The organism is Pseudomonas lini (genome assembly GCF_001042905.1).
In the GTDB taxonomy this organism is placed as follows: domain Bacteria; phylum Pseudomonadota; class Gammaproteobacteria; order Pseudomonadales; family Pseudomonadaceae; genus Aquipseudomonas; species Aquipseudomonas lini.
Genome location: NZ_JYLB01000012.1, coordinates 43,674 through 61,891, shown reverse-complemented (window position 1 = coordinate 61,891; position 18,218 = coordinate 43,674). Strand labels below are relative to the sequence as shown.

The window sequence follows — 18,218 nt, the reverse complement described above, 5'->3', positions numbered from 1 at the left end:
ATGAGCGAGCGCAAGGCGCTGTTGATTCTGCATGGCAAGCAGGCACTCAATGAGGAGGTCCGTGCAGCCGTCGAAGGCAAGCGCCAGCAGGGCTGGAAACTGGCTGTTCGACTGACCTGGGAGGCCGGCGATGCGCAACGGTTGGTGGAGGAAGCGCTGACGGCAGGTTATACGCAGCTGATTGCCGGCGGCGGCGATGGGACCTTGCGTGATATCGCCGAAGCCATGACAGCGCATTCGACGCAGGCCAGCCTGGTACTTTTACCCCTGGGCACCGCCAACGATTTTGCTCGCGCTGCCGGTGTGCCTCTGGAGCCCGCTCAGGCGTTGGACCTTCTGGAGACTGCCCCCCGAGCCATTGATCTGGGAGAAGTCGGCGGGCAGGTTTTCCTGAACATGGCCACTGGCGGCTTTGGCAGTCAGGTCACGGCCAATACCTCCGAGGATCTGAAAAAAATTCTTGGAGGCGCCGCTTATCTCTTCACGGGTTTATCGCGCTTCAGTGAGTTGCATGCGGCCTATGGTGAATTGCAGGGGCCGGATTTTCACTGGAGCGGCGAATTGTTGGCATTGGGCATTGGCAATGGTCGACAGGCTGGTGGTGGTCATGTGTTGTGCCCGCAGGCGCTGGCTGACGATGGTCTGTTGGATATCAGCATTTTGCCCGCGCCACAGGAAGTGGTCGGTACCTTGAAAGATTTGCTGACCGATGGCTTCGGCATCGACAACATGTTTGTGCGAGCTCGCTTGCCATGGGTCGAAATCAAAGTCTCGGAGGGCCTTTATATCAACCTTGATGGTGAACCTCTGGAGGGCGATAGTCTGCGTTTCTCGGCGCGTCCGGCGGCATTGCGTGTGCATTTGCCCGAGGGCTCGCCGCTATTGAGTGTCTCGAGTCCAGCTAATCGTCCAGACTGATGATTTGCTCGCGCACGGCGAACAGCACCAGGCCGGCCACATCATAGATCTGCAAGCGTTTCATGATTTGCGAACGGTGGGTTTCCACAGTCTTGATGCTCAGACCCAGGCCATTGGCGATTTCCCGGGTGGATTTTCCACGAACAATCAGTCGCAGGATTTCCAGCTGACGTGCCGTCAGGTTGTGCGAGTCCTGGGTTTGTACCTGATTTTTCTGGGTTCGGGTCAGCGCCTGGTTGATGACGGTATGGGCAATGGCCGGGCTCAGGTAGCGTTCGTTATTGCGCAAGGCATCCAGGGCATGTTCGAGTTCGGTGGCCGTGGTGTCTTTGAGCAGGTAGCCATGAGCCCCTGATTCCAGTGCCTGCATGATGAGCGCCGGGTCGGTATGCATCGACAGGATGAGCACTTTGCACTGCGGGCGTACGCGCTTGAGTCGCTGCAAGGCTTCAAGGCCATCGGTTTCCTTCATGGAAATATCCAGCAGAATGATGTCCGGGGATAGCTGCTCGACCATCTCGACCAACTGCGAGCCGTCATTGGCCTCCCCGATTACCGCATAGCCGGGAATATCCAGCACCAGAGCGCGCACGCCAGCCCTGATCAGCGAGTGGTCGTCCACCAGAAGTAAGTTACAAGTCAATGCATAACCTTATTCGTACTGGCCCGTTCTAGCGCACGGGGCTCCCAGGGGAAGAGTGCTTCTATTTGAGTGCCTTTGCCCGGTTCGCTGGTCACGGTCAGTGTGCCACCTAACTGATCGATCCGTTCCGACATCCCGGCCATTCCCCGTTGCCCCTCGCGAGCGGGATCTGCCGCTGGCGCGAAACCCCGGCCATCGTCGCTGATCAACAACGTCAGGCCCTGGGGCAGGCGTTGCAGGCGGACCAACAGATTACTGGCCTCGGCGTGACGCAGTATATTGGTAATTGCTTCTTGAGTGATTCGAAAAGCTGCCACCGCCATTTCCTCCGGTATGCCCGTCAAGCGTTGATGGCATTCCAGGCTCCAGTGCACGGAGGTATTGGCCAGAGTCCTGAGTAAATGCGCACGCAGACTGGCTTCCAGCCCGAGACTGGCCAGTTGCCGCGGATTGAGGATGGCCGAGACGTCACGAACCTTGGTCAGGGTTTCGTCCAGCGTATCGCTGAGTACCGAACACTGACCCTGCAGTTCTTCGGGCAATCGACGTTTGAGCCATTCACTTTGAAGTTTTGCGGCGGTCAGCAGTTGACCGATGTCATCATGCAGCTCCCGACTGAGCCGGTGGCGTTCGTTTTCCTGCACTTCCAGTAGGCGGTCAGCCAGTTCTTGAGGTTGAAACTTTATCGATTTGCGCGAGAGGCAATGTCTCACCCAGACACAGGTCAGCGCTGCACTATTGAGCACCAGCAGACTCAACGGCAGAGGTATGGACAAGCTATAGACCAGCAGGCTGCCAAGCGCCGAGCAGATGCACAGTAAAAGCGTAAACCGGCGCGCGTTTTTTCGGGAAGGTGGCCACAGGGTAATTGACTTGAGGCTGGCGTACATAGCGGATGGAGCCAATGGATGTTCGCTGCGGGCAGACCGGCCATAAGGCTGACGCGTCTGTGTGTGGAAATCGTTGTGTGAAGACGCCTTCAATGGCTGCGGTGCAGTGCTCGAAACACAGCCTTCAATGTGCTCGTCTGGAGTCACTCTGTCATTAATTGACGTCAACTAATGGTCGGCATAATACCACTTAAGGTACCGTTGGTCGCGTTCGGTACATAGCTCTAATACAGTTAATATAATTTTTGGACGATAGTTCCATAATGGAAAAAACTTTCGAGTTTTATCGTAGGAAGATATTGATTGCCAGGCACTTTGTTTTTATTGGGCAGGCACTATCTGAAGTCGAGACAGAGATAACTATTTGTTTCGAGCTGTCGTCGAATGGTCAGAAATATTCAGTTGCGACATGAGCGCACCAGGTTATAGGGCAGCTCATGACAATAAAAAGCGCAACACGGCCAGAGGCGGTAATTTCAAGCTTGCCGTTCCGCGAACGAAACGAGCCTGAACGGTCTTGAGTGGCGGGGCGTCTGAAACTGACTGTGTCCCACTTGAAACGCAAACGCTTCAATCAGCGAGGTCTGTTCACTGTCATCGAGACCGAGCTGGCCGGTAGTCTGATCGATGAGTTCGAGTTGCCAGGCCATTAATGTGAAGCAGTCCTTGAGCGCGTCCAGCGCTTGATCGTGCAGGTCCATGTGGTTCTGCGCGTGGCTCAGCAACCCATGAATATGCAGCGAGAACTCCGAGACCGTCGCCAGTGCCAAGGCATCGGCCTTGCTGGACAGCTTGAGAAGGGTGCTGAGCATGCAATCGATGGCGTCCTTGTCATTGCTGATCAGTTGCAAATGACTCAGGCATTCCTCGGATTTGGCCAAGAGTGTTTCGGCCTCGACGAGAAACTCTGGAAATCGTTGAGCCCACTCTTTGGTGTCGTTCGGCATGCTTATCTCCACAACGTCATGTCAGATGAGGGAATGTCGTGTGTGCCGACGGGAACCATACGCGTCCCGGCGCTGGCAAGCCTTCGTGAGATCGCACTCCGGCAGGTTTGAGCGCCGGCTGGGGAACTCGAGAGGGTGGATGGCCACTGACCTGCGATCGCACACAAAAGCCTGACTCCGTTCATGCAATGAGAATGGCGTCACATTAATGGCTATTGGATATTGCGAATATCAGGTTGGGCCTGATTGTTACTAGGGGAATCCCTTACGCAGGGGAACCTAACGTGCAAACCGAGGTCGCGCCGCAGGGAATGAAGCAGATGAAAATCACGGAGCCAGTAAAGCATGATGTTAATGTGACATCAATGCTTGATCGTGGCATTTCGTCTGGGGGTCAAGGTCCGGCAAAAACAGCCGATAACTCCCTTTAGTGAATTCATCAGAACAAGCCCAGGAGTCATTAATGGCCGGCATTCTCGACACGGTAGACCAACGCACGCAACTAGTGGGTGAGAATCGCCTGGAAATTCTCATGTTTCGGCTGGCCGGACGGCAATTGTTTGCGATCAACGTTTTCAAAGTCCAGGAAGTGCTGCAGCTGCCGAAGCTGACTCTGATGCCGCAACGTCATCCCTTTGTCTGCGGCGTGGTCAACCTGCGTGGCCAGACACTGCCAGTGATCGACCTGTCCCAGGCCATCGGCATGCGTCCGCTGGTGCCAAGCCCCACCAGTACCATTATCGTCACCGAATACAACCGCTCGGTGCAGGCGTTCCTGGTGGGGGGTGTGGACCGCATCGTCAACATGAACTGGGAAGCCATTTTGCCGCCGCCGGCCAGTGCCGGTCGCCAGCATTACCTGACCGCCATCAGCAAGGTCGATGATCAGTTGGTGGAAATCATCGATGTTGAAAAAGTCCTGGCGGAAATCGTTCCGTACAACGCCAAGGTATCGCGCGAAAAACTCGAGGATCCGGTGCTGGAGCTCGCTCGAGGCCGTGAAGTGCTGCTGGTGGATGACTCTAACGTGGCCTTGTCGCAATTGCGCGACACCTTGGGTCAACTGGGCGTGAAGATGCACATCGCCAGCGATGGCTTGAAGGCGCTGAACATGCTCAAGGCCTGGGCCGATACGGGAGAAGTCATGACTGACAAGTTGCTGATGATCTTCACCGATGCGGAAATGCCGGAGATGGATGGCTATCGTCTCACCACCGAAATCCGTAACGACCCCCGTTTGCGCGGCCTTTATGTCGTGTTGCACACCTCGCTGTCGGGCAGCTTCAACGACTCGATGGTGAAGAAGGTCGGTTGCGACAACTTCCTCTCCAAGTTCCAGCCCGACAAACTCGTCGACGTGGTGCGCCAACGCCTGATGCTCGATGCAGTGCCTGCTTGATAACGATCTGGAAAAAAGCGCAGTTGCAGTGTTCGGGCCGCTGCGCAGCCAAGCCCCAATGCCGGTAAGTTGAGCGACGAAAATCCTGTGGGAGCGTGGCTTGCCCGCGAAGAATGCACCGCGGTTTTTCAGGTATTACGCGTCATCGTTCTTCGCGGGCAAGCCACGCTCCCACAGGTTCTGCGCAAGCTCCCCCCGCCACAGGGTCTTTGATTCGGCAATCAAGCTCGTATAGGGTGGCGTTTTTACCCACCAGGGAGCTGGCCATGCGTCTGAGCGCGCTTTATCGTTTTCCGTTGAAATCCGGCAAGGGCGAGCCCCTCAATCAGGTCGGCCTGGACAAGCTGGGACTGGACGGCGATCGACGCTGGATGCTGGTGGACGAGGCCAGTGGGCGCTTTCTGACCCAGCGCGCGGTCGCGAAAATGAGTCAGCTGTCGGCGTTGTGGAATGCCGATGGCGGCTTGACCCTCAGTGCTCCGGACCATTCACCGATCGATATTGCGTTGCCTGACGGTGAGGCCGATCTGCGTGGGGTGACCCTCTGGCGCGACACTTTGCGCGTTCCCGATGCCGGCGATGCGGCGGGTGCCTGGGTCAGTGAGTTCATCGGCAAGCCGACGCGTCTGGTGCAAGTACCGCTTGATCGCGCGCGGACCACCCAGGCCGGCTATGGCAAGGACGATGATCAGGTAGCTTTTGCCGACGGTTTTCCGTTGTTGCTGATTGGTCAGGCGTCGCTGGAAGACTTGTCGAGCAAGGTAGGGCGGCCGCTGGAGATGTTGCGTTTCCGGCCCAATCTGGTGATCGAGGGCAGTGAAGCGTATGCCGAAGATAGCTGGAAGCGCATCCGCATTGGCGATGTTGAGTTTCGCGTGGTCAAGTCCTGCGCACGCTGCATTCTGACCACTATCGACCCGCAGACCGGCGAACGCACCGAAGATCGTGAACCGCTGGCGACCTTGCAGAAATACCGGGCCGAGGCCGACGGCGCGATGTTCGGTCAGAACCTGGTCAACGACGGCAATGGCCGGCTTGAAGTCGGCATGCCGGTGACGATCCTCGAATAAAAGCCCTTCAAAATGAAAAAATGCCCGCGTCCAAGGACACGGGCATTTTTTGTCACTGTGAAAACCTGGGGGTTTAGCCGCGGTATTCGCACAGGTAAGCGGTGTCGACGGCCACTTTCAGCTGGAACTTGCTGTTGGCGGGCACGTTGAACTGGCTACCGGCGGCGAAGGTTTCCCAAGTGTCGCTGTCAGGCAGTTTGACGGTCAGGGCGCCGGACACCACGTGCATGATTTCACGCTGGCTGGTGCCGAATTCGTATTCGCCCGGCGCCATGACGCCGATGGTCGCTGGACCTTCAGCGGTGCCAAAGGCGATCGACTTGACGGTGCCGTCGAAGTACTCGTTGACTTTAAACATGGGCGGTTCCTCGAAAAGGGCTAAAAAGGGCCGGCCAGTATGCACAAGGTGTCGATAGGCGTCACCTCCTGCACTCAAGGATTAGCGGGGAAAACTAGCGGTAACAAACGCGCAGTATTGCGCGCGTCTTCCAGCGCCCGATGCTGCTGACCGTTGAACTGCAGGCCCGCCAGTTGCAAGGCTCCATTGAGCCCCAGCGGGCGCTCGAGCCGACGAGCCTTGGCGAAGCGTTGCTTGAGGTTCATGTGCGGCACCCGGCTCAGGGCGCTGTCGAGTTGCAGGCGCTGCCAGTCCTGAAGCAGTTGTTTACGGTCGTAATCGCCCCAACTGGCCCAGCCTTCCAGGCGCGCGTGATGTTGGCCGAGCCAGCGTTCGAACAACGGCCAGATGTCGGTGAGCGGCTGTGCGGCATCGATATTGGCCTGGGTGATGTGGGTCAGTTCCCGGCAAAACGGCGTTAGCAAGGGCCGGCGCAACGGGCGCACGAAGCACTGGAAGTGATCCAGTTCCTGGCCCTTGCGGTCCACGAGGGTGGCACCGATTTCGATGATTTCCATTTCTGTTACTGGCCAGCCACCCTCATCGGTGGTGGCTTCCAGATCAATGACCAACCAGTGAGGCATCGCAGGGTTCCTGGTATCCGCGTCCTGATAGGGCTTGAGCGTAGCCAAACCCGGCGGATCCGCCTAGCGGCTTATTCGACCTCTAACAAAATCTGACGATTTTTGACCTGATCGCCGACCCTGACCTGCAAGCGTTTGAGTACCCCGTCGATACCCGATTTGAGCGGATGCTCCATTTTCATTGCTTCAAGCACCACCAGCAGCTGACCTTTGCTGACCGGGCTGCCCTCACTGACCAGTACATCGACGATTGCCCCGTCCATCGGCGCCTTGAGCGTGCCGGAACTGACACTGGCCTGGCCGCTGACCAGCGCCTGGGTCCGATCGACCAGTCGCAAGCTGCCGGGGCGCGTGAACAACCACAGGTGCCCGGCTTCGAGGCGATAGGCATGGCGTTGGCGAATGCCGTCGATTTCCAGGGTGGCCCAGCGTCCGTCGCATCCGATGACCTTCAGTTCGAGGGCGCGAGTGCGAACCTGAACACGGTAGGGTTTGCCAGGTTCAGCGTTCAATTCCACCGGCCAATCCTGATCCTCCAGGCCGATTCGGTAGTGCAAAGGCACGCTGGCGTTGTTGCGCCAACCGGCCAGCGGGGCGCGGTGAGCCTGTGCCGACGCTTGATAAAACAGCGCCGCGGCGATGGCCAGTTCTTCGGCGCTCGGCACGTGGGGATGCAGGCACGGATGATCGGCGAAGCAGGTGGGGATGAACCCGGTGCTGAACTCGCCGCTGATGAACTGCGGATGTTCCAGCAGACTGGCGAGCAAGCGCTGATTGTTCTGCACCCCCAGCAGCACGCTGTCCTGTACCGCCCGCAGCAACTTGCGCCGGGCTTCTTCGCGGCTGGCGCCGTGGGCGATGAGCTTACCCAGCAGCGGGTCATAGAACGGGCTGACAGACTGGCCTTCGATCAGGCCATGGTCGATCCGCACGCTGCCCTGCAACGCAGGTTTCCAGGCTGCGATTCGCCCGGTTTGCGGCAGAAATCCCTGGGCTGGATCTTCGGCGTACAGGCGCACCTCCATGGCGTGCCCGTTGAGTTGTACCTGTTCTTGTCGCAACGGCAGTGGCAGTCCTTCGGCGACGTGAAGCTGCCAGGCCACCAGATCGAGGCCGGTGATCAGCTCTGTCACCGGATGTTCCACCTGCAGCCGGGTGTTCATCTCCAGAAAGTAAAACTGCCCGCGAGCATCCAGCAGGAACTCCACAGTGCCAGCACCGACATAATTCACCGCGCGCCCCGCCTTGAGCGCAGCTTCGCCCATGGCTTGGCGCAGCTCGGTGGTCATTACCGGGCAGGGCGCTTCTTCGATGATTTTCTGGTGACGGCGCTGGATCGAACAGTCGCGCTCGCCGAGATAGATCAGGTTGCCGTGCTGATCGCCGAACACCTGAACCTCGATGTGACGCGGGTCGATCAAGGCTTGCTCGAGGATCAGTTCGTCGCTGCCAAATCCATGTAGCGCCTCGGAGCGTGCGGTACGGAGTTGCTCCAGCAATGCTCCAGCGCTGTGCACCAGGCGCATGCCACGACCGCCACCGCCGGCACTGGCCTTGATCATCAGTGGGTAGCCGATGCGTTCGGCTTCGCGGCTCAGGGTCGCGTCGTCCTGTTCGCTGCCCTGATAGCCTTTGATGCAGGGCACGCCGGCTTTGATCATGGCGAGTTTCGACAGACGTTTGCTGCCCATCAGCTCGATGGCCTCGGGGCTCGGGCCGATGAAGATGATGCCGGCCTGTTGGCAGGCGCGGGCGAACTCTGCGTTTTCCGAGAGAAAGCCGTAACCGGGGTGGATCGCATCGGCACCGGTGCGCCGGGCGGCGTCGATGATTGCCGGGATGTTCAGGTAAGACTGCTGCACCGGAGCCGGGCCGATGTTCACGGCTTGGTCGGCGATCTGCACATGCAATGCATCGGCGTCGGCATCGCTGAACACGGCGACGGTGCGGTAGCCCAGCGCTTGCGCGGTGCGCTGGATGCGGCAGGCGATTTCACCGCGGTTGGCGATCAGGATTTTGCTGAAGGCGGGCATGGGGGCTTTCCTTGAGTTTTGCGGTGTCATTCAGGGCCTCTTCGCGAGCAAGCCCGCTCCCACATTTGAAATGCATTCCCCTGTGGGAGCGGGCTTGCTCGCGAAGCTTTTAAGAAGCCCAACCCGGTTTTCGCTTTTGCACAAAAGCCATCGTCCCCTCGACCCCTTCATCCCCGGTCACCGCTTCACTGAACCATTCCGCTGCCTGATCCAGCAGGCCATCCGAGAGTTGCACCGCACTCGCCAGCAAGAGTTTTTTGGTCGCCGCATTGGCCCCCGGGGCGCAGCACAACACATGGGCAAGCACTTCATCGAGGCGCTCGGCCAAGGCTTGCGGGTCATGCTCGACAAAATGCACCAACCCCATCCGCCGTGCCTGGGTGCCATCGAACCGTGCGGCGGTCAGGGCCAGTCGGCGGGCCTGGGTCAGGCCGATGCGCTGCACCACGAATGGCGCGATCTGCGCCGGCAACAGGCCGAGGCTGGTTTCCGGCAGGCCGAATTGCGCCTGATGATCGGCCATGGCGATATCACTGACGCAGGCCAGGCCGAAACCACCGCCAAGCACCGCGCCTTGCAGCACCGTGATGACCACTTGCGGCGCGTGCTGAGCTTCTTCCAGCAAGGCGCCGAACGCACGGTTCAATTCGCGGTAGGCGCTCGCGCCTTGAGCGCGGGCATTGGCCATGTCCTTGATGTCGGCACCGGCACAAAAATGCCCACCGGCACCGCCGATCACCAACGCGCGAACCTGCCGGTCATCCCGCACCGCCGCCAGCACCGCGCGCAATTCGGCGACCATTTGCAGGCTCATGGCGTTGCGACTGTCGGGGCGATTGAGAGTGATGTGCAGGACGCCGTTGTGCCGTTCGAGCAACAGGGTCTGGCAAACGGGAAGGCTGTTCATTTCTTTTTCCCCGGCAGGATGCCCATGAGTTTGCAGATGATCCCCAGCATGATTTCGTCGGCACCGCCGCCGATCGACACCAGCCGCACGTCGCGGTAAGCCCGGGCCACCGGGTTGTCCCACATGAAGCCCATGCCGCCCCAATATTGCAGGCAACTGTCGCTGACTTCCCGCCCCAGTCGCCCGGCTTTGAGTTTGGCCATGGATGCCAGACGGGTAACGTCCTGGCCTTTGATGTATTGCTCGGTGGCCTGATAGACCAGCGCCCGCAGGCATTCGATTTCGGTTTGCAGTTCGGCGAGGCGGAAATGGATGACCTGATTGTCGATCAGCGCATTGCCGAAGGTTTTGCGCTCCTTGCAGTACTCGATGGTGCTGTCGACGCAGTACTCCAGGCCTTTGATCATGTTTGCCGCGCCGAACAATCGTTCTTCCTGGAACTGCAGCATCTGCATCATGAACCCCGCGCCTTCGTGGCCGATGCGGTTGCGTTGCGGCACGCGCACGTTGTCGAAAAACACCTGGGCGGTTTCCGAGCTGCGCATGCCGAGCTTGTCCAGGTGCGAGCTGAGACTGATCCCGAGGCTGTTCATCGGCACCATGATCAGCGACTTGTTGATGTGCGGCTTTTCGTCCGAAGTGTTGGCCAGCAGGCAGATGAAGTCGGCGCTCGGCGAGTTGGTGATCCACATCTTGCTGCCGTTGATCACGTAGTCGTCGCCGTCCTTGCGGGCGGTGGTTTTCAAACCTGCTACATCGGAGCCGGCGCCGACTTCGGAGACGCCGATACAGCCGACCTGCTCGCCGGTGATCGCCGGCCGCAGGAACTCTTCACGCAACTCATCGGAACCGAATCGCGCCAGGGCCGGGGTGCACATGTCGGTCTGCACACCGATGGACATCGGAATGCCGCCGCAATGAATGGTGCCGAACTCTTCGGCGGCCACAATCGAATAGCTGTAATCGAGCCCCATGCCGCCGAATTTTTCCGGTTTGGAAATCCCCAGCAGACCGAGGTCGCCGGCCTTGCGAAAGATCTCATGGATCGGAAAGCGCCCGGCCTTTTCCCATTCATCGACATGAGGATTGATCTCGTGATCGACGAATTGGCGGACGGTGCGGCGCAGTGCTTCGTGTTCCTGGGTGAAGATCATTTTTTATTGTTCTCCTGTGATCGTTCCCACGCTCTGCGTGGGAATGCAGCCTTAGACGCTCTGCGTCATCAAAAACGGGCTACGCCGAAACTGTTGGATTGCAGCGAACGAACTTCAGCCTCATGACAGATATCCAGCAAATACCCGAGCAATGTGCGGGTGTCCCGCGGATCGATCAGCCCGTCGTCCCACAGATTGGCGCTGCCATACAGCGCGGTGGACTGGCTGTCGAGTTTCTGCGTGGTGACCTGTTCCAGCATGTCGAGCATTTTCGGGTCGGGCACCAACCCGTCCTTGAGCTGTTTGGCTTCGGTGACGATCCGCAATACTTTGCCGGCCTGGGCGCCACCCATCACCGCGGTGCGGCTGTTGGGCCAGGCGAAGATGAAGCGCGGGTCGAGGCCACGGCCGCACATCGCGTAGTTGCCGGCGCCGTAGGAACCGCCGACGACGATCGTCAGTTTGGGCACTCGGGCATTGGCCACCGCTTGAATCATTTTGGCGCCGTGCTTGATCACCCCTTGTTGTTCCGACTCGGTGCCGACCATGAAACCGGTGGTGTTGTGGAAAAACAGCAGGGGCGTCTGGCTCTGGTCGCAGAGCTGAATGAACTGTGCAGCCTTGCTCGCACCTTTGGGCGTAATCGGGCCGTTGTTGCCGATGAAGCCGCAGGCTCGACCCTGAATCTGCACGTGCCCGCAGATTGTTTGCTGGTCGAACTCGCCCTTGAATTCGAGGAAGTTCGAAGCGTCGGCAATCCGGGCGATGATTTCGCGCACGTCGTAGGGTTTTTTCGGGTCATCCGGGATCAGACCCAGCAGTTCGTCGATGGGGTAGAGCGGTTCTTCCCACTGACGTTCGGGTAACCATGGCAGCTGATCGTTCCACGGCAACAGGCTCATGATCTCGCGCACCTGGCGCACGCCATCGGCATCGTTCTCGGCCAGGTATTCGGCGGTGCCAGCGGTTTGCGCGTGCATTTCGGCGCCGCCCAGTTCTTCGTCGGTAGCGACTTCACCGGTGGCGGCCTTGAGCAGCGGCGGCCCGGCGAGAAACAGCTTGGCCTTGCCGCGCACCACCACCACGTAATCCGACAACCCCGGCTGATAAGCACCGCCCGCCGTGGCCGAGCCATGGACCACGGTGATTTGCGGCAAGCCCATGGCCGACATCCGCGCCTGATTGGCAAAGCTGCGCGCGCCTTCGACGAAAATCTCCGCCGCGTAATTGAGGTTGGCGCCTCCGCTTTCCGCGAGGGTGATTACCGGCAGTTTGTTTTCCATGGCGATCTGTTGCAGGCGCAGGGACTTTTTCAAACCGCTGGGGGAAATGGTTCCACCCTTGATCGCGCTGTTGTTCGCTACCACCAATACCCGAGCACCGGACACGTAACCGATTCCGGCGATCAAACCGCCACCGGCCGAGCTGCCGTCCTTGTCGTCGTGCAATTTGTAGCCGGCCAGGCTCGCCAGCTCGAGGAATGGCGCGCCGGGGTCGAGCAGCAGGTTGAGACGCTCCCGGGGCAGCAATTGCCCGCGCTTGTCGAACCTGGGCTTGGCTTCGGCGGCTTTGCTCAGCAGGTTCTGTTCGAGCTGACGGATTTGCTCGATGCTGGCCAGCATGGCCGTCCGGTTACGGGCGAACGGTTCGCTGAACGGATCTACCTGGGACTGGATGACCGGCATGGTTATTCCTTGTCCTTGAGCTCGTCTGGATTGGACGCGTCTGGTTTGGGCACGTCGGGTCTGAGTACTTCGGGTAAATAGGCGCGGTGAAAGCCGTTGTACGAATGACTGTTCTGCGCCTTGTGCATCGGCCACGCCCGCCCGCCGAGGCTGGCGGCGCCATCGATGCGCAACGTGCTGCCGCTGACAAAAGCGGCTGCCGGGCTGAGCAGGAAAACAATCGCCGCGCTGATTTCCGATTCGGTGCCGATGCGTTTGAGCGGCACGTGTTCGCACAGGGTCGGGATCACGGCCCGGAACGCACCTTCGTAGGTATCCATGCCGCTGGAGGCGACCCAGCCCGGCGCGACGGCGTTGACCCGCACGCCGGCATAGCCCCATTCAAACGCGGCGGTCTTGGTGAAGTTGTCCATGCCCGAGCGCGCCGCGCCCGAGTGGCCCATGCCGGGCATGCCGCCCCACATGTCGGCGAGCATGTTGACGATGGCGCCGCCGTGCTTGCTCATGGACTGATTGAACACCTCCCGGGCCATCAGAAAACCACCCACCAGGTTGGTGCGCAGGATGGTTTCGAAACCTTTCTGATTGATCGACGCCAAGGGCGAGGGGTACTGCCCGCCAGCATTGTTGACCAGCCCATGAATCGGCCCGTGTTTGCGGATCAATTCGCTGACCAGTTGCGTGACGGCGTCTTCATCGCGGATATCGCAGACCTGCCAACTGGCTTTACCCCCGTCTTCGGTGATTTCGGCGGCAACCTTTTTCAGTTTCTCGACATTTCGCCCCACCAGCAGCACATGCGCGCCGAGGGCTGCGAGCTCATGGGCGGTGCACCGGCCGATACCGCTGCCGCCGCCGGTGACGATGATGTTTTGGCCAGCGAACAGGTCGGGTTTGTAAATCGAGTCATAAGCCATGGCGATAGTCTCTAGTTGACCTGATCGGCGATGCGCTGTGGCACCGGAATCTGGATCTCCAGCAGTTGTTGAGCGAACGCCTTGCCTTGCGGATCGATCCGCAGGCTGGCCACGCCACCGCCACCGAGTGCGTTCTCCAGAAGAAAATTAAAGCTCTGAGTGCCGGGTAAATACCAGCGTTCGACACGCCCGTGGATCGGGTCGAGGACATGGCTCATCCAGTCGACAATCACCTCAGGTGTCAGCGCTTCGGCGATCCACGGCAGGTAGTCGGGATGGCGGGCCATGACGCCGATGTTGCTGTGATTGCCCTTGTCGCCGGAGCGCGCCACGGCGAGTTTGATCAGGGCCACGCTGGCGTCAGCGCGTTCTGTGGGTTGGGGCGGATCGAACGGTAGTGGCAAGTCATCCGGGTCGAGTACATCGAGGGCGGGCAGGGCGCACGGGTGGCGCTCATCGGCGAGGTCGATTTCCAGGGTGCAGGCCGTTTTGTCGATCAGGAATGAAAACAGCCGGATCAGCGGGTACACCGTCGGCCGCCCGCCGACAATCCCGGTCAACCCCGGCGCCATGCCGGTGGCGGCCTGAGCGATTTCCCTGGAAAACAGAATCAAGGCCTGTTTGCTTGGGTGGCGCACGGCGAGTTTGATCACCACTTCACGGCTGTCCTGGCGCTGGCCATGAGGGCCATAAGTGGCTTCGCTGCCCAGCAGTTCGATGTTCACTTCGCTGTAGGGCGCCCAGCCGCGCTGGCTGAAGATTTCCGAGGTCTTGTTGATGATCGCCTGGCTGACCCGTCGGGCCTTGGCCACGGCATCGATCCCGGCGATCAGACAACTGGCGGTACAGCGGAAACCGTCCGGATATGTGGCGCTGACCTTGTAGTGATCGGTCGGCGGCAAGCCTTTTGCGCCATGCACCTGAACCGCGTTTTTGCCTTGTTGCACGAGTTTGACCTGACTGAAATCGCACACCACGTCGGGCAGCAAATAGGCCTGCGGGTCGCCGATTTCATAAAGCATCTGCTCGCCCACCGTCAGGGGCGTGACCAGGCCGCCGGAACCCTCAGGTTTGCTGACGATAAACTGGCCGTCGGCGCTGACTTCGACGATCGGAAAACCGATGTGTTCGTAGTCGGGCACGTCATGCCAATCGGTGAAATTGCCGCCGGTGCACTGGGCGCCACATTCGATAAGGTGCCCGGCCAATGCGGCCTGAGCGAGTTTGTCGTAGTCGTGCCACGACCAGCCGAACTCATGCACCAGCGCGGCGCTGACCACGGCGCTGTCGACCACGCGCCCGGTAATCACAATGTCGGCGCCCAGGCGCAGGGCTTCGACGATGCCCGGCGCGCCGAGGTAGGCGTTGGTCGAGACGCACATCGGTGGCAGGGGCGTGCCATTGAACATCTCATGGAGGCCAAGACTGCTCAGGCGTTTGAACTGCGGTTGCAAATCGTCGCCCGACAGCACGGCGATCTTCAGCGCCACTCCGGCCTTGTCGCAGGCGGCTTGCAGCGTAGCGGCGCAAGCCTGTGGATTGACGCCACCGGCATTGCTGATGACGCGGATCTTCTGTTCCGCGAGCTGGTTAAGGAGGGGACTTAGCACTTCTATGAAGTCGCTGGCGTAGCCGGCCGCCGGATCTTTCATCCGCGCCCCGGCCATGATCGACATCGTGATCTCGGCCAGATAATCGAACACCAGGTAGTCCAGCCGCCCGCCTTCCACCAGTTGCTCGGCGGCGGTCGAGGTGTCGCCCCAGAATGCGCTGGCGCAACCGATGCGGATTGTTTTGGGCGCAGCCAATTCCATAACCACCTCCGACAGAAGTGCTTCGAGACTACCAAGCAAGCGCTTGGTTTGTAAACGACTGAAATATCTTCTGCCCAAGCGCTTGCTTGGTCGCCCCCGCCAGCTTAAATTGCCCGCGCAACCCCGCTGTTTTAGCGGCCAGCGGCGCAATTGATTGATCGACTGTAGGAGAGAACGGGTGGACGAGCAAAAAGCCCTGAGGGTGATGCGCGAATTGGTCGACAGCGGCCAATTGACCGACCCGGACAGCGCTCGCGGCAAACTGCTGCAAGTGGCCGCTCACCTGTTTCGTAATAAAGGTTATGAACGTACCACCGTGCGTGACTTGGCCGGTGCGGTGGGTATTCAGTCAGGCAGCATTTTTCATCACTTCAAAAGCAAGGATGAGATCCTGCGGGCGGTGATGGAGGAGACCATTCGTTACAATACCGCATTGATGCGCGCAGCCCTGGCCGAGGCCGGCAGTGTGCGCGAGCGGGTTCTGGCGCTGATTCGTTGCGAATTGCAGTCGATCATGGGCGGCAGCGGCGAGGCCATGGCGGTGCTGGTGTATGAGTGGCGTTCGCTGTCAGCAGAAGGCCAGGCTCAGGTTCTGGCGCTGCGTGATATTTATGAAGACATCTGGTTGCAGGTGCTGGGCGAAGCCAAGGACGCCGGTTTTATCCGTGGCGACGTGTTCATCACCCGCCGTTTCCTCACGGGCGCGTTGTCCTGGACCACCACCTGGTTTCGTGCCGATGGCAGCATGAGCCTCGATCAATTGGCCGATGAGGCGTTGATTCTGGTACTTGAAGAACGGCAGTAAGCCGTCTGTCTCGGCAAGAAACTGGCTAAGTCGGCGAAACCGCCTAGCTTGTATGCATTGATGAGTATTTTTTGGGGAGTGGCTGTTTTGATGTCTTCGCCAATTCGAACGGCGTCGCGGCTTTTGCTGGCGGCGCTTGCAGTGTGCTGTGTGTTGCCGTCTCAGGCTGCACAACTGGTGCGGGTCGGTGCCGCGCATTTTCCGCCCTATACCGTGCGACCGGAGTCCGGTGCCGACACCGGTCTTTTGCCGCAATTGGTGGAAGCGCTGAATCAGTTGCAAACCGATTATCAGTTTGTGCTGGTGCCCACCTCGATTCCTCGACGTTTCAACGACTTCAAGGAAGGCCGGGTCGATATGGCGATTTTCGAGAACCCGGACTGGGGCTGGAAGGACATCCCGCATACTCTCGTCGACATGGGCCTGGAGGATGCAGAAATCTTTGTCGCACAGAAGAAACCCAATCGCGATGAGAGTTACTTCAAGGACCTGACGGACAAGCGCCTGGCGCTGTACAGCGGCTATCACTACGAGTTTGCCAATTTCAATGCCGATCCCAAGTATCTGGCCGACACCTACAAGGCCACGTTGACCTATTCCCATGACAGCAACTTGCTGATGGTGCTGCGCGCACGGGCGGACATTGCCTTGGTGACACGTTCCTACCTGAGCGATTACCTGCTGCGTAACGAAAAAGTCGGCGAGCAATTGCTGGTGTCCCAACGCATCGATCAGGTCTATCACCATTACGCGCTAATCCGCCCGCAGGCGCCGATTACCGGCGAAGCATTCGGCAAGTTGCTGCAAGGCCTGCGAAACAACGGCCAGATGCTGAAGATTTTCGACCCCTACAAAATTGCCCTGGTGCCGCTGGGCAAATCCTGAAACGTGCCACGGGTTGCGTATTTGGCGACGGCGCTTAAATTTCCTGCTCCGGCTCACGTCACATCGTTGAACTGTCGACGATTACCGTGAGCCCGACCCATGTCCAATCTGAATGACCTGACCACCCTGGCCTTGCCGTCAGGCAACAGTCTTGTAGCCGATGAAACCGCCAGCCGCCTGAGCCTCAGTCTGCAAGGGCAACCGCTGATCGAACTGCGGCTGACTCGCGAGCCCGAGTTGCGTCTGTGGCTGGAGGAGCGCTTCGGCCGTCCTGACGGTCAGGCATTCTGGGCGGCCTGCTATTGGCTGTTTGCCCGTGACCCTGGCTGTCAGCGCCTGACCTGGCATCTGGAAGAGGCACCCACTGAAGCCTTGCTCAGCGGGTTGCTGATTGCGACCGAAGTCACCGGTCAGTATCGCTGCGAACGCACGCTGTTCTGGCAATTGCCCCAGCCTTGGCTGGGTGAGTCGCGCACCGGCAGCTATCCGCAGCAAATGGTCATCAGTGGCGGCAAGCGTCATCCATTGCGTGCGGTGAAACCCCGTGGTGAGGTGTATCGACGCTTCGATGCGCGGCTCGGTGCGTGGGTCTCCCTGCGCACGGTAGAAATCGAGCATGACCTGGCGCGTTTCAACCGCTGGCAGAACAGCCCTCGGGTGGCGAGTTTCTGGCAGGAGGAGGGTAGCCTCGAGAAGCATCGCGAATACCTGAGCAAGCTCGAAGCCGACCCGCACACCTTGACGCTGATTGGTTGCTTCGATGATCAGCCGTTTGCCTATTTCGAAGCCTATTGGGCCAAGGAAGATCGCATTGCGCCGTTCTATGATGCCGGCGATTACGACCGTGGCATTCACATGCTGGTGGGCGAAGAACATCACCGCGGCCCGCACAAGGTGGCGAGCTGGCTATCGGCGCTGGTGCATTACCTGTTTCTCGACGATCCACGCACTCAACGGGTAGTCGCCGAGCCTCGCGCCGACAACACGAAGATGATCGGGCATATGCACAATCAGTGTTTCCACTGCGAAAAACAGTTCGACTTCCCGCACAAGCGCGCGGCGCTGATGATGCTGGGGCGTGAGCGGTTTTTTGATCGGTGTTCGTTGGCTTGATGCGTAAGGCTCAAGGTCTGTGGCGGTCTTGAGTCAGTCTTCGCGGGCAAGCCTCGC

17 protein-coding genes are annotated in these 18,218 nt (G+C 59.5%); 6 read left to right on the top strand and 11 right to left on the bottom strand.

Going from position 1 to position 18,218, the window contains the following annotated elements; all coding sequences use genetic code 11:
• Positions 1-918, top strand: coding sequence for a lipid kinase YegS (gene yegS, locus TU81_RS27205; protein ID WP_038983654.1), 918 nt, complete (start codon positions 1-3; stop codon positions 916-918).
• Here yegS and TU81_RS27200 read toward each other — a convergent pair.
• The 3 genes from TU81_RS27200 to TU81_RS27190 form a co-directional block, all read right to left on the bottom strand.
• Positions 902-1,561, bottom strand: a complete 660-nt coding sequence (locus TU81_RS27200) for a response regulator (RefSeq protein WP_038982254.1) — start codon at positions 1,559-1,561, stop codon at positions 902-904. The genes yegS and TU81_RS27200 overlap by 17 nt on opposite strands.
• A complete protein-coding gene (locus TU81_RS27195; protein ID WP_038982255.1) occupies positions 1,558-2,451 on the bottom strand; it encodes a sensor histidine kinase in 894 nt (297 codons plus the stop codon). Before TU81_RS27195 ends, TU81_RS27200 begins: the two co-directional genes overlap by 4 nt.
• 476 nt (positions 2,452-2,927) lie before the next feature.
• Positions 2,928-3,398, bottom strand: coding sequence for a hypothetical protein (locus TU81_RS27190; RefSeq protein ID WP_038982256.1), 471 nt, complete (start codon positions 3,396-3,398; stop codon positions 2,928-2,930).
• 463 nt (positions 3,399-3,861) lie between these two features.
• Between TU81_RS27190 and TU81_RS27185 the strand changes: the two genes are divergently transcribed.
• Positions 3,862-4,797, top strand: a complete 936-nt coding sequence (locus TU81_RS27185) for a chemotaxis protein CheV (RefSeq protein ID WP_038982257.1) — start codon at positions 3,862-3,864, stop codon at positions 4,795-4,797.
• A gap of 266 nt (positions 4,798-5,063) precedes the next feature.
• A complete protein-coding gene (locus tag TU81_RS27180; protein WP_048397541.1) occupies positions 5,064-5,867 on the top strand; it encodes an MOSC domain-containing protein in 804 nt (267 codons plus the stop codon).
• Positions 5,868-5,940: 73 nt separating this feature from the next.
• On the opposite strand, the gene ppnP is transcribed toward TU81_RS27180, so the two are convergent.
• The 8 genes from ppnP to TU81_RS27140 all read right to left on the bottom strand — a co-directional run bounded on the left by ppnP (position 5,941) and on the right by TU81_RS27140 (position 15,358).
• The gene (gene ppnP, locus TU81_RS27175; RefSeq protein ID WP_007895072.1) at positions 5,941-6,225 is read right to left on the bottom strand and encodes a pyrimidine/purine nucleoside phosphorylase; all 285 of its coding nucleotides are present in this window, start codon (positions 6,223-6,225) and stop codon (positions 5,941-5,943) included.
• 74 nt (positions 6,226-6,299) lie between these two features.
• On the bottom strand, positions 6,300-6,848 hold the full coding sequence (locus TU81_RS27170; protein ID WP_038982259.1) for an exonuclease domain-containing protein: 549 nt from the start codon (positions 6,846-6,848) through the stop codon (positions 6,300-6,302).
• Between the two features lie 71 nt (positions 6,849-6,919).
• Positions 6,920-8,881, bottom strand: coding sequence for an acetyl/propionyl/methylcrotonyl-CoA carboxylase subunit alpha (locus tag TU81_RS27165; RefSeq protein ID WP_038982260.1), 1,962 nt, complete (start codon positions 8,879-8,881; stop codon positions 6,920-6,922).
• A gap of 109 nt (positions 8,882-8,990) precedes the next feature.
• Complete coding sequence (locus TU81_RS27160; protein ID WP_048397538.1) at positions 8,991-9,788, bottom strand: enoyl-CoA hydratase/isomerase family protein; 798 nt, start codon at positions 9,786-9,788, stop codon at positions 8,991-8,993.
• A complete protein-coding gene (gene atuD, locus TU81_RS27155; RefSeq protein ID WP_038982262.1) occupies positions 9,785-10,942 on the bottom strand; it encodes a citronellyl-CoA dehydrogenase in 1,158 nt (385 codons plus the stop codon). Before atuD ends, TU81_RS27160 begins: the two co-directional genes overlap by 4 nt.
• A 68-nt stretch (positions 10,943-11,010) precedes the next feature.
• Complete coding sequence (gene atuC / locus TU81_RS27150; protein ID WP_048397532.1) at positions 11,011-12,627, bottom strand: geranyl-CoA carboxylase subunit beta; 1,617 nt, start codon at positions 12,625-12,627, stop codon at positions 11,011-11,013.
• A 2-nt stretch (positions 12,628-12,629) separates the two neighbouring features.
• A complete protein-coding gene (locus tag TU81_RS27145; RefSeq protein WP_038982264.1) occupies positions 12,630-13,544 on the bottom strand; it encodes an SDR family oxidoreductase in 915 nt (304 codons plus the stop codon).
• An 11-nt stretch (positions 13,545-13,555) separates the two neighbouring features.
• Positions 13,556-15,358 (bottom strand): acyclic terpene utilization AtuA family protein, encoded by a 1,803-nt coding sequence (locus TU81_RS27140; RefSeq protein WP_038982265.1) that lies wholly within the window; start codon positions 15,356-15,358, stop codon positions 13,556-13,558.
• A 178-nt stretch (positions 15,359-15,536) separates the two neighbouring features.
• On the opposite strand from TU81_RS27140, the gene TU81_RS27135 reads away from it, so the two are divergent.
• The 3 genes from TU81_RS27135 to TU81_RS27125 all read left to right on the top strand — a co-directional run bounded on the left by TU81_RS27135 (position 15,537) and on the right by TU81_RS27125 (position 18,161).
• Positions 15,537-16,163: a TetR/AcrR family transcriptional regulator gene (locus TU81_RS27135; RefSeq protein ID WP_038982266.1), complete on the top strand. Its 627-nt coding sequence runs from the start codon at positions 15,537-15,539 to the stop codon at positions 16,161-16,163.
• A 90-nt stretch (positions 16,164-16,253) separates the two neighbouring features.
• Entirely contained in the window at positions 16,254-17,048 is a 795-nt protein-coding gene (locus tag TU81_RS27130; protein ID WP_038982267.1) for a substrate-binding periplasmic protein, read from the top strand.
• A 99-nt stretch (positions 17,049-17,147) separates the two neighbouring features.
• Positions 17,148-18,161 carry a GNAT family N-acetyltransferase gene (locus tag TU81_RS27125; protein ID WP_048397524.1) on the top strand — a complete coding sequence of 338 codons (1,014 nt, stop codon included), beginning with the start codon at positions 17,148-17,150 and terminating at the stop codon, positions 18,159-18,161.
• The last annotated feature ends 57 nt before the right edge of the window (positions 18,162-18,218 follow it).